Origin of the sequence: Streptomyces sp. NBC_01255, from assembly GCF_036226445.1 — a bacterium.
GTDB lineage: Bacteria > Actinomycetota > Actinomycetes > Streptomycetales > Streptomycetaceae > Streptomyces.
The window spans coordinates 509447-522493 of record NZ_CP108474.1 but is presented as its reverse complement, the minus strand read 5'-3'; the positions used below and the strand labels follow the sequence as shown (position 1 = coordinate 522493).

Here is a 13047-nt window from a genome sequence, read left to right as displayed (position 1 = left end):
CATGACCAGGACCAGGACCAGGACCAGGACCGGGACCAGAACCGGGACCACGGAACCCTCGACCGCCACCCTTCTGCGATTCGCCACCGCAGGCTCCGTCGACGACGGCAAGTCCACGCTGGTGGGCCGGCTGCTGCACGACTCCAAGTCGGTGCTGGCCGACCAGCTGGAGGCCGTGGAGCGGGCCTCGGCCGGCCGTGGCCAGGACGCCCCCGACCTCGCCCTGCTCACCGACGGTCTGCGCGCCGAACGCGAACAGGGCATCACGATCGATGTCGCCTACCGCTACTTCGCCACCCCGAAGCGGCGGTTCATCCTGGCCGACACCCCCGGGCATGTGCAGTACACCCGCAACATGGTCACGGGTGCCTCCACCGCCGAACTGACCGTGATCCTGGTCGACGCCCGCCACGGTGTCGTCGAGCAGACCCGCAGGCACGCCGCCATCGCCGCACTGCTGCGCGTTCCGCAGGTCGTCCTGGCGGTCAACAAGATGGACCTGGTCGGATACCGCGAGCCGGTGTTCGCCACGATCGTGGCGGAGTTCACGGCGTACGCGGCCGACCTGGGCATCCCCGAGGTCACCGCGATCCCGATCTCGGCCCTGGCCGGGGACAACGTGGTGGAGCCGTCGGCGGTCATGGACTGGTACAGCGGCCCGACGGTGCTCGAGCACGTCGAGACGGTCCCGGTCAGCCACGACCTGACCCACCGCAACGCCCGGCTCCCCGTGCAGTACGTCATCCGGCCCCAGACCGCCGAGCACCCCGACTACCGCGGATACGCCGGCCAGATCGCGGCCGGTTCCTTCCACGTCGGCGAGCCGGTCACGATCCTTCCGTCCGGTCGTACGACGAGGATCTCCGGCATCGACCTGCTCGGCAGGTGGGTCGACGCGGCCTGGACCGGGCAGTCGGTGACCGTCCTCCTCGAGGACGACCTCGACGTCTCGCGGGGCGACCTGATCGTGCCGACGACGGACGCTCCGGCGACCACCCAGGACATCGAGGCGACCGTCTGCCATGTGGCCGATCAGGCGCTGACCGTCGGGCACCGTGTGCTGCTCAAGCACGGCACCCGCACGGTCAAGGCCATCGTCACGGACATCGTCTCCCGGCTCACCCTCGACGACCTGTCCCTGCGCCCCCACACCGGTCGCCTCGTCGCCAACGACATCGGCCGGATCACGATCCGTACCGCCGAGCGGCTGCCCGTCGACTCCTACGCCGACTCGCGCCGCACCGGCTCGTTCATCCTGATCGACCCCGGCGACGGCACCACTCTGACCGCGGGCATGGTCGGCGAGTCCTTCGCCGCTCCCGACCTGCTCAAGGGCACCGCCGCCGACGACGACGGCTGGGACTTCTGACGAGCGACCGGTCCGCCGCGCCCCCCCCCTCAACGCCCCGTCGTGACCGCCGTGCCTTCCGCGGCCCGGTCCGACAGCACCTCGCCGATCGAGGCGAGCGGAGCGGGATCCAGCATCTCGTAGTGGCCGCACGCCACGTCGAACGTCGAGAGCCGCCCGCCGCCGCACACCTGCCAGGCGTCCGGGGCGGCGTCCGAGGCGTCCGACGCGGCCCGGAAGTGGAGCACGTCCACACCGTGCGTCCGCGCCGGAGCGGTCCGCAGCGCGTCCACCGCCGACCGCACCGCGAGCCGCGCGCCCTCCACCGCCCGCTCCCCGAGCAGCGCGATCTGCTCCGGCGGCGTCCCGTCCGCGGCGAAACCGGCCGACCCGGCCACGTGCCGGTGCGTCTCCTCCCAGTCGGGCAGCCCCTCCTCGGGAGCCGGATACGAGTCGAGCAGGGCCACGAACTCCACGGCCAGCCCCGCCGCCACCAGCTCCGCGGCCACGCCGAAGGCAAGGGTGCCGCCGACCGACCAGCCGAGCAGCCGGTACGGGCCCTCCGGCTGCACCTCCCGGATCCGCCGCGCGTACTCCCGCACCAGCTCCTCCGGCGTGCGCGCGCCGCCCTCCGGATCGGTGAGGCTCGGCGCCTGCAGCCCGTACAGCGGCACATCCGGATCCAGGTGCGGCAGCAGCCGGGCGTACGGCCAGGCGAGGCCGCTCGCCGCGTGCACCGCGAACAACGGCCTCAGACGTCCGCGGGTCCGCAGCGGCAACAGCACGTCCAGACCGGAGCCGTCTCCCTCGCCGTCGAACCGGCGTGCGAGGGCGGCCGGGGTCGGCGCCTCGAACAGGGCACGGACGGACAGGTCGGTACCCAGGACCGCACGCACCCGGCTCACCAGCCGCGTCGCAAGGAGCGAGTGCCCGCCCAGATCGAAGAAGCCGTCGTCCGGGCCGACCCGGTCCACCCCGAGCACCTCGGCGAACAGCGCGCACAGCGGCTCCTCGTGCGCGTGGGCCGCCTCCCGGCGGGCGGCGGCGCCGTACGCGGGGGCCGGCAGCGCCCGCCGGTCCAGCTTGCCGTTCGGCATCAGCGGGAACCGCTCCAGCTGCACCACCGCCGACGGCACCATGTAGTCCGGCAGCGTGTCACGGGTGAAACGCCGCAGCTCCGCGCCGTCGAGCGCCGTCCCGGGTTCGGCCGCCACGGCGTACGCGACCAGCCTGCGGTCGCCCGCCCGGTCCTCCCGTACGACCGCGACGGCCTGCGCCACGCTCTTGTGCCGCAGCAGGGCGGCCTCCACGTCGCCGAGTTCGATCCGGAAGCCACGGATCTTCACCTGGCCGTCGAGCCGGCCCAGATACTCCAGCTGCCCGTCGGCCCGCCACCGCACCTGGTCGCCCGTGCGGTACATCCGGCCGCCGGGCGCGCCGAACGGACAGGCCACGAAGCGCTCCGACGTCAGCGCCGGACGGTTCAGATAGCCGCGGGTGACGCCCGCGCCGGCGATGTACAGCTCGCCCAGCTGCCCCACGGCGACCGGCTGGAGCCACGGATCCAGCACGTACACCCGGGCGTTGGGCACCGGGCGGCCGATCGGCGGATCGCCGTCGCCGTCCTCGTCGCCACTGCGCCACCAGGTCGAGTAGGTGGTCGCCTCGGTGGGGCCGTAGATGTTGGTGACCGCGCAGCCGGGCACCCGCTCCCGCAGCTCGCGCAGCAGGGCGAGCGGCACCGCCTCCCCGCCGAGCACCACATGCGGTGCCGCCACCTCGAAGGCGCCGCCCGCCAGCATGCTCGCCATCGCCGAGGGAACACCGCTGACCAGGCTCCCCTCCCAGCCGTCCCGGTCGAGCAGGGCGAACAGGTCGTCGACCAGCTCCAGATGGCCGCCGAGCGCCAGGGTCGTGACGATCTCGAAGACCGACACGTCGAAGCTGAGCGAGGTGGACGCCAGGATCCGCGCCATGCCGTCGGCGCCGAAGTGGTCCTCCACGATCGCCACGAAGTTGACGGCGTTCGCGTGCTCGACGACCACGCCCTTGGGGGCGCCCGTGGTGCCCGACGTGTAGATGACGTAGGCGGGGTGCCGGGGGAGGAGCGGTCCCGGCCGCTCCGCGTCCACGACGTCCGCGTCCCCCTGCTCCTCGACGCGCCGCGCCACGGCGGGGTCGTCCAGGACGAGCGCGGTCGTCCCCTCCGGCAGCACGCCCCGGGACGCCTCGGTGACCACCGCGAGCCGCGGCCGCGCGTCGCCGAGCATCCGCGCCACCCGGTCGGCCGGGTAGCGCACGTCGACCGGCACATAGGCCGCCCCGGTCTTGAGCACGGCGAGCAGGGCGACGACCATGTCCGCGGTCCTCGGCAGCGTCAGGGCCACCCGCGTCTCCGGTCCCGCCCCCTCGGCGAGCAGCACGCGCGCCAGACGGTTCGCCCGCCGGTTGAGCTCGCCGTACCCGAGGACCCGTCCCTCGTGCGAGAGGGCGGGCCGGTGCGGGTTCCGCGCGGCTTGCGCCTCGATCAGGGCGGGCAGCGTCGCCGGTGCCACCGGGCGGCCGGTGGCGTTCCACTCCTCGAGGACCCGCCGGCGCTCGCCGTCCGAGAGGACCGGCAGGCTGCCCGCCGCGCGGTGCGGATCCCCGGCGATCGCCTCCAGGATCCGGGCGAACCGCTCGGCGATCCCCTCCACCGTCCCGCGCCCGAGCAGATCGGGCCGGAAATCGATCCGGATGCCCAGCTCCTCGCCCGGCGTGCAGATCAGGGAGAGCGGATAGTGGGTGGCGTCGAACCCGGTGACGTCGACGAGAAGTGCCTCGCCGAGGCGGCGCTCGCCCGAGCCCATCGGATAGTTGTCGAAGACGGTCGTGGTGTCGAACAGAGCCCCGAAGCCCGCCTGCTGCTGGATCTCCGTCAGCCCGACGTGGTGGTGCTCGAACAGGTCGAGCTGTTCGTCCTGGACCCGTTCGAGGAGATCGAGCAGCGTGTCCCGCGGACCGATCCGCACCCGCGCCGGAACGGTGTTGATGAGCAGCCCGACCATCGTCTCGACGCCGTCGACGTCGGCGGCCCGCCCCGACACCGTCGTCCCGAACAGCACGTCGCCCTGCCCGGTCAGCTGCCGCAGCACCAGCCCCCAGGCCACCTGCATCACCGTGCCGAGGGTGACCCCCGCCTCCCGCGCCCGGTCCGTCAGCGCGGCGGTGCGCGCGGCGGGCAGCGTGCGCACCACCCGTTCGGGCACCACGGTGTCCGTGCCCTGCGCCCGCGGTGCCACCAGCGTCGGCCCCTCGATCCCGGAAAGCGCCTCCGCCCAGGCGTCCCGGGACCACTCCGGGTCCACCTCGCCGAGCCAGTCCAGATAGGAGGTGTACGAGGGGGCGGGCGGCAGCAGGTGCGCCGCGGCACCCGCACCGGCGTCGTACAGCCGGAACAGCTCGTCGAGGAGGATCGACGTGGACCAGCCGTCCAGAATGATGTGATGGTTCGTCAGGACGAAGCGCCACCGGGCGCCGTCCAGACGGATCAGCAGGAAGCGCACCAGCGGCGGCCGGGCGGTGTCGAAGCGCCGCCGCCGCTCCTCCTCGACCAGCCGCGCGGCCTCGGCCTCCCGGTCGGCGGGCGCCGTCCCGGTGAGGTCGGCCGCCCGCCAGTCCAGCGGGACCCAGGGCGGTACGAAGCGTACGGGCGATCCCGACGCGTCCGTACGGAACCCCGACCGCAGGCTGTCGTGCCGGTCCAGGAGTGCCTGGCAGACCTCTCGCAGAAGAACGGGGTCGACCGGACCCTCGAAGTCCAGTGCCAGCTGGGTCGTGTAGATGTCCTGGCCGTCCGTGTCGAACGCCGTGTGGAAGAACAGCCCTTGCTGGAGCGGCGCCGGCCTCGACGTCGGCTCGTGGCCCTGCTCCTGGGCCTGCTCGCAGGCCTGTTCGTGGGTGCGCTCCGGTGCGGTCACGCCGTCTCTCCCGGTTCGTCGGTGCGTGCGGTCAGGGTCTCCAGTGCCTCGAACCAGGCGTCGGCCAGAGCCTCCACCCGGGGCCGCTCCAGCAGGGCCTTCGGATACGCCCAGGTGACGTGGAGTTCCGGCCGGTCCCCGCGGTCGTGGACGACCGCGGACACCTCCAGGAGGTGCGTCAGGGGCATCTCGGGGTCGCCGCCTCCGGCGACCGCGCCGGCTTCCGGCGCCAGCCCCCAGTCGGCCTCGTCCGGCCGGTCGAACCGGCCCAGGTAGTTGAACAGGATCTGCGCCCGGGGCCGCGCCCCGAGCACGGGCGCGGTCTCCGGATGGAGATGGCGCAGCAGGCCGAAGCCGAGCCCCTTGTCCGGCATGCTTCCGAGCCGGCCGTCCACGGCCCGTACGGTGCCGTCCGGATCGTCCGGCCGCCCTGGGAGCCGTACGGGGAACATGCTGGTGAACCAGCCCACGGTCGCCGACAGGTCGAGGCCGCCGACGATCTCCTCGCGGCCGTGCCCCTCCACGTCCACGAGGAACGGCGCGTCGCCGTCCGAAGGGGTGGCGGGGCCGAGCGCCGCACGCCAGCGCGCCGCGGCCGTACTCAGCGCGCCGAGCAGCACCGCGTTCACGCCGACGCCGAGCCGCGCGGGCACCTGGGTCAGGAGCGACTCCGTCAGGTCGGCGGGCAGGACACGGGTGACGATGCGCTTCGAGCCCTCGACATCACGGCCGGCCACGAGATCCGCACCCTGGACGAGATCGCCTGCTCCCTCGACGAGCCCCAGCCAGAAGGGGAGTTCGGGTGCCCGCCCGCGTGCCTCGCGCTCCAGGAGGCGCCCCCAGTCGGCGAACGACACCGGCGTGAAGTCCGGCGCCGCAGTCCGCGGGGCCGCACCGGCACTCAGGTCCTCCAGGAGGATCCGCCACGAGACGCCGTCCACCACGAGGTGGTTGATCATCAGGAGCAGTCGGCCGGGCAGGCCGGGACCCGCGTCGAACCACACCGCCTGGAGCATGTTCCCGTCGCCGGGCGCCAGCCGCCGCCGCGCCGCGTCCGTCTCGGCGCGGACCGTGTCCGCGAGCCTCCCCGCGGCGAGGCCGGCCGCGTCGATCCGTACGACGCGCGCGGCAGCGTCGACCGCACCCCGCGGCAGGACCTCAAGGCGCCAACCGGGGGTGCGCGTCAGCCGCATCCGCAGCGCGTCGTGCCGGTCGAGCAGCGACTGGACCAGCTCCCGCAACCGCGGCAGGGACAGGTCGGCCGGGGTCCGTACGAGCACGGACTGGTGGAAGCCGTCGACGGGGCCGCCCCGTTCGCGCTGCCAGTGGACGATCGGGGTGAGCGGCACCTCGCCGGCCGTCGGCGCCGCGGCGGATCCCGTCGCCGCGCCCGCCTTGGGCTTCCGTACCTTCGCGTGGGCGGCCAGTTCGGCGACGGTCCGGTATCGGAAGACGTCCCGCGTGGAGATGGCCAGACCTCGTGAGCGGGCCCGGGACACCAGCCGGATCGACACGATGCTGTCGCCGCCGAGCTCGAAGAAGTCGTCCTCGACGCCGACGTCGGGCCGTCCGAGGATGGCGGCGAACAGTTCGCAGAGGAGCTTCTCGGCGGGGGTGCTCGGCTCCCGGGCCTCGCGGGCGGGGGAGGCGGGTCCGTGCGGGGCGGGCAGCGCGGACCGGTCGAGCTTTCCGTTGGGCGTGAGCGGCAGCCCGTCGGGAAGCACCACGACGGTGGGGACCATGTACGGCGGCAGCGCCTGCCGCGCCCACTCGACGAGTGCGGAGACGAGGTCGTCGGCGGTGCCGGCGGCCCGGACGGGCACGACGTAGGCGACGAGCCGGCGCTCGCCCGGCCGGTCCTCGCGCACCGCGACGGCGCTGCGGGTGACGCGGTCGTGCCGGTCCAGGACCGCCTCGATCTCGCGGGGCTCGATACGGAACCCGCGCAGCTTCACCTGGTCGTCGGTGCGCCCGAGGAAGACGAGTTCCCCTTCGGAGGTCCACCGGACCAGGTCGCCGGTCCGGTACAGGCGGGCGCCGGGCGGACCGTACGGATCGGCGACGAACCGCTCGGCGGTCAGCCCCGGGCGGCCGAGGTAGCCGCGCGCCACGCCCGCACCCCCGATGTACAGCTCGCCCGGCACTCCCACGGGCACCGGCCGCAGCGCCTCGCTCAGGACGTAGACCCGGGTGTCGCCCAGCGGGGAGCCGAGCGGCGGGTGCTCCGCGTTGTGCGGGCCGATGGGGGCCGCGAGCGACCAGATGGTCGTCTCGGTGGGCCCGTACACGTTGGTGACCTCCGCGGCCAGGGCGGTGAGACCGCCGGCCAGGGCGGGCGGCAGCGCCTCGCCGCCGACGAGGACGCGCAGCCCCCGGACCGCGTCGGGGATCTCGGCCACGAGGCCGGACCACAGGGAGGGCGTCGCCTGGACGGCGGTGACCCCGTGCCGTCCGATCAGCCGGCCGAGGGCATGCGGCTCGCGCACCTCGTCGGGCGAGGCGAGGACGACCGCGGCGCCGTCGAGCAGGGGCAGGAGGAGCTCCAGATGGGCGATGTCGAAGGCGACGGTCGTCACGGCGAGCAGGCGGTCGGCGGGGCCCAGCGGCAGCCGGTCCCGCATGGCGGCCAGCAGATGGGCGAGATTGCGATGGGTGACCGTGACCCCCTTCGGCCGGCCCGTCGATCCGGAGGTGTAGAGGACGTACGCCGTGGCGACGGCCGGGATCGCCTCACTCGGGCTCGGGCCTTCGGCACCGACCACGACGTCGAGCCGGGGGTCGTCCAGGGCGAGCCAGTCGTCGGTGCCGAGCGCGTCGCGGGTGGCGCGGTCCGAGAGCACCAGGAGCGGCGCGGCCTCGGACAGCACCGTCTCCACCCGGTCCTTGGGGTGGTGCGGATCGACAGGGAGGTACGCGGCACCGCTCCGGTGCACGGCGAGGAGCGCGACCAGGAGGTCGGGAGTACGGTCCATGGCCACGGCGATCAGCCGCTCCGGGCCCGCGCCGAGCTGCCGCAGACGCCCGGCCAGCCGGTCCACGCGCGCGTCGAGCTCCCCGTACGTGATCCGACTGGTCCCATGGAGTACAGCTACCGCGTCGGGTGTCCTGGCGGCCTGGTCGCGGAACCACTGCGGCACCGAACCCGTCGGCGGTGCCGAACCGGCCGCCGGCCCGCTCCACTCCGTGAGGACGGTGTGCCGCTCGGCGGGGGACAGCACGTCCAGCTGCCGCACCGGCCGGGTGGGACGGGCGGTCGCGTCGGCGAGGAGGTGGGTGAAGAACCCGGCGAGCCGTTCCGCGGTGGAGTGGTCGAAGAGGTCGAGGGCGTAGAAGAGGGTGCCGTCCAGGCCCCCGCCGGACTCGGTGAGATCGAAGAGCAGATCGAAGGGGCTGGTCCGGTACCGGCCGTGGTCCAGCATGTCGACGTGGAGGCCGGGAAGTTCCACGGCGCCGGTCGCGTTGTTCTGCAGACTCAGCATCACCTGGAAGAGCGGGTGCCGGGCCGCCGACCGCACCGGGTCGACGGCGTCCACGACCTGCTCGAAGGGCACGTCCTGGTGCTCCAGCGCGGCGAGGACCTCGGTGCGGACGCGATCGAGCAGGTCGCCGAAGTCCGGATCTCCGGAGACATCGGTCCGTACCACCACGGTGTTCACGAAGCAGCCGACGAGGTCGTCGAGACCGCTGTCGGTGCGTCCGGCGACCGGGCTGCCGACGAGGATGTCCGTCCCGGCGCCGAGCTGCCGCAGCAGGCCCGCCAGGCCGGCGTGCAGTGCCATGAACACGCTCGCGCCGTGCTTCCGTGCCAGAGCGGTGAGGTTCGCGTGGACCTCCGGGGCGATCCGGAACGGCACCGCGCCGGCGCGATGGGTGGCGGCGGCGGGGCGTGGCCGGTCGGCGGGCAGCGGGATCTCGTCGGGAGCCTCGGCCAGCGTGCGGTTCCAGTGGGCGAGTTGACGGGCGAAGAGGCTGTCGGGGTCGCCGGGTTCCCCGAGTGCCTCACGCTGCCACAGCGTGAAGTCGGCGTACTGCACGGGCAGTTCCGGGAGGTCGGGGGCCCGCCCCCGCAGCCGGGCGGCATAGGCCGCGGAGAGATCGCGGAGGAAGGGGGCGGCGGACCAGCCGTCGAAGGCGATGTGGTGGATCGTGACCGCGAGGACGTGCTCCTCGGGGGCGCAGACGAAGAGCGCGGCCCGCACCGGTGCCTCCCGTGCCAGGTCGACGTCGTGCGCCGACGCCGCGGCCACCGCCGCTTCGACGTCCCGCTGTGCCACCTCCCGTACTGTCAGGTCGAACTCCACAGACTCCAGGACCAGTTGGCGGGGAACTCCGTCGGTGACGGGGAACACGGTGCGGAGGCTCTCGTGGCGTTCCACCACGTCCCGCAGCGCCGCCGACAGCGCCCCGGTGTCCAGCGGACCCGTGAGCCGCAGGGCGGTCGTGACGGTGTGCGAGGCGGCGCCCTCCGCCAGCTCGCCCTGGAGCCAGAACCGCAGCTGGGAGAAGGACGGAGGCAGTACGTCCCCGCGTGGCCGGGGCCGCAGCGCCCCACGGTCGGCAGCACCCGTGGCCCCGGCCTTCTCGGCGAGCCGGGCGAGTCCGGCCGGCGTCGGCGACTCGAAGACCGTCCGCATCCCGATTCCGTCGTCCAGCACCTGTCGCAGCCGGTTGACCAGCCGGATGGCGAGCAGGGAATGGCCGCCGAGCTCGAAGAAGTCGTCGTCCGCACCGACCTCCGGCAGCCCGAGGATCTCGGCGAACAGTCCGCACAGCATCCGCTCGGCGGGCGTGCGGGGCGGGCGGGGCACGCGGGAGCCGCTGCCCTTCCCGGGGGCGGGCAGAGCCGCCCGGTCGAGCTTGCCGTTGGGCGTGAGGGGAAGCCCGTCGGGGAGTACGACGACGACGGGGACCATGTAGTCGGGCAGGGCCCGCCTGGCGTGCTCGGCGAGTTCCGGGGCGGGATCGCCGTCGACGTGCGGGGCGGGGACGACGTAGGCGACGAGGCCGCGCTCCCCGGGCCCGTCCTCCCGTACGAGGACGGCGGCGCGGCCGACGGCCGGGTGACGCTCCAGGACGGCCTCGATCTCGCGGGGTTCGATGCGGAAGCCGCGTATCTTGACCTGGTCGTCGACGCGGGCGAGGAAGTCGAGCTCGCCGCCGGCGGTCCACCGGACGACGTCACCCGTGCGGTACATGCGGGTGCCGGGCGCGCCGTAGGGGTCGGCGACGAAACGCCCCGCGGTGAGACCTGGGCGGCCGAGGTAGCCGCGGGCCAGTCCGGCGCCCGCGACGTACAGCTCGCCCGGCACCCCCACGGGCACCGGCCGGAGCCACTCGTCCAGTACGTACACCCGCGTGTTCGCCATGGGCCGGCCGATCGTCGGCTTGCCGCCGTCCGCGTCCCGGGCCGGGTCCAGGCTCCTGAAGGTGGTGAACGTCGTGTTCTCGGTCGGCCCGTAGACATGGGTCAGCACGGCGCCGGGGAAGTCCGTCAGCATCTGCCGCACGGCCCCGCCCGACGGCTGCTCACCACCCGTCCAGACGTGCCGGAGCCGGCCGAGGAGTGAACTTCTCTCCGCTACCAGCAGGTTGAAGAGCGCGGTGGTCAGGAACACGCTCGTCGCGCCCCCCTCGGCCACGGCCCGCTCCAGTGCCCCCGGCGAGGAGTCACCGGCCGGCACCATCACGACCGTGCCGCCGCCGAGCAGCGGCACCCACAGCTCGTACGTCGAGGCGTCGAAGGAGTGCGGCGAGTGGGCGAGTACCCGCGCGTGGCCACCGTCCGCCGCCCAGCAGGTGTCGGCGGCGAGAGCGACGATGTTCCGATGGGTCACGAGGACGCCCTTGGGGCGGCCGGTGGAGCCGGACGTGTACATCGCGTACGCGGCCCGGTCGCCGGTGATGTCCGGCCAACCGTCCGCATCCGGATCGAGACCGGCCGGATCGGCATCGGCCGGATCGGCGTCCTCGGCCAGGACCAGCGGCACGCCCGTGAGGTCCTCGGCCCGCTCCTTCGTGGACGCGTCCGCCAGGAGCAGGCAGGGCCGTGCCTCCTCCAGGATCGCGCGCTGCCGCTCCACCGGGTTGCGCGGGTCCAGGGGAAGGTAGGCGGCCCCCGTCTTCAGTACGGCGAGCAGGGCGACGACCAGGTCGGCCGAGCGGTTCACGGCCACGGCGACCAGCTCTTCCGGACCCGCGCCCTGTCCGCGCAGCCGGCGGGCGAGGCGGTCGGACCGGGCCTCAAGCCCGGCGTAGGTGAGCCGGGACGCGCCGCAGATCACCGCGGTGTCATCGGGCGCGGCGGCCGCGCGCCGCCGGAGCAGCTCCGGTACGGAGTCGGCAGGCAGCGCCGTGTCCGGGCCGTTCCAGGTCTCCGACGTCGTCCGGAGCTCGGCGGGGTCGAGGATCTCCAGCCGGCCGATGCGCCGCTCCGGCGCGGCGACCGCCTGGGTCAGGAAGGCCGTGAAGCAGCGGACCAGACGCTCGGCGGTGTCGTGGTCGAAGAGGTCGCGGGCGTAGACGAGGGAGCCGTCGAGCGCCCCGTCGGTCTCGGTGACGTCGAGGAGCAGGTCGAAGGAGACCGTCCGGTGGGGGCCGGGGTCCAGCAGGCGGGTGTCGAGGTGGGGGAGGTGCGCGGCGGCGCCCGCGTTGTTCTGCAGGCTGAGCATGACCTGGAAGAGCGGGTGCCGGGCCGCCGACCGTGCCGGGTTGACGGCCTCCACGACCTGCTCGAAGGGCACGTCCTGGTGGTCGAGCGCGGCCGTGACCCCCGCCCGGGCCTGCTGGAGCAGGTCGTGGAAGTCGGGGTCGCCGGACGTGTCGGTCCGGATGACGACGGTGTTGACGAAGCAGCCGACGAGGTCGTCGAGGCCGACGTCGGTGCGTCCGGCGACCGGGCTGCCGACCAGGATGTCGGTGCCGGCGCCGAGCCGCCGGAGGAGCCCCGCGAGCGCCGCGTGGAGGACCATGAACGTGCTGGCGCCGTGCCGGAGGGCGAGGCCGGCGAGGTGCCGGAAGCTGTCGGGCGGCAGATGGAAGGGGACGGTGCCGGCACGGTGGGTGGCGGCGGCAGGGCGCGGCCGGTCGGAGGGCAGGGGGAGTTCGGCGGGCGCGTCGGCGAGGGCGCGGGTCCAGTGGGCCAGTTGCTCGGCGAAGAGGCTGCCGGGTTCGTCGGGTGCGCCGAGCTCCTTGCGCTGCCACAGGGTGAAATCCGCGTACTGGAAGGGTAGTTCGTCCCAGGACGGTGGTCCGCCGTCGAGGCGTGCGGTGTAGGCGTACGACAGCTCGCGGAGGAACGGTGCGACGGACCAGCCGTCGAAGGCGATGTGGTGCACGGTGATCGCCAGCACGTGGTGGTCGACGTGGTGGTCGTGCGAGCCGACGGCGAGCAGGACGGCCCGCAGCGGGATCTCGCGCCCCAGGTCGAAGAGGCGCTCGGCCGCCTCCGTCACGGCCGCATCGGCGTCCTTCTCCGCGACCCGTCGCAGAGGCAGCTCGACCGTCACCGCCTCCAGGATCCGCTGCCCGGGCACTCCGTCGGTGACCGGGAAGACGGTGCGCAGGATCTCGTGCCTCGACACCACGTCCCGCAGCGCGTCGCGCATCGCCGCCCGGTCCAGCGGGCCCGTCAGCCGGAGTGCCATCGAGGCGTTGGGCGATTCGCCGGCGCGGTCCATCTCTCTCTGGAACCAGAACCGCAGCTGCGAAAACGACAGAGGGATCACGGTGGTCTCGGCCTCT

Annotated in this window: 3 protein-coding genes; 1 reads left to right on the top strand and 2 read right to left on the bottom strand. The window is 73.8% G+C overall.

The window, feature by feature from the left end; genetic code table 11:
• Window position 1: 1 nt before the first annotated feature.
• On the top strand, window positions 2–1369 hold the full coding sequence (locus tag OG357_RS02220; RefSeq protein ID WP_329619463.1) for a sulfate adenylyltransferase subunit 1: 1368 nt from the start codon (window positions 2–4) through the stop codon (window positions 1367–1369).
• A gap of 29 nt (window positions 1370–1398) precedes the next feature.
• On the opposite strand, the gene OG357_RS02215 is transcribed toward OG357_RS02220, so the two are convergent.
• A complete protein-coding gene (locus OG357_RS02215; protein ID WP_329619462.1) occupies window positions 1399–5307 on the bottom strand; it encodes an amino acid adenylation domain-containing protein in 3909 nt (1302 codons plus the stop codon).
• Window positions 5304–13031 carry a non-ribosomal peptide synthetase gene (locus OG357_RS02210; protein WP_329619461.1) on the bottom strand — a complete coding sequence of 2576 codons (7728 nt, stop codon included), beginning with the start codon at window positions 13029–13031 and terminating at the stop codon, window positions 5304–5306. The genes OG357_RS02215 and OG357_RS02210 overlap by 4 nt, the downstream gene beginning before the upstream one ends.
• Window positions 13032–13047: the final 16 nt, after the last annotated feature.

Excerpts from the sequence above, each read along its gene's own strand:
- OG357_RS02220 (WP_329619463.1), top strand. The coding sequence starts at position 2 with ATGACCAGGACCAGGACCAGGACCAGGACCGGGACCAGAACCGGGACC.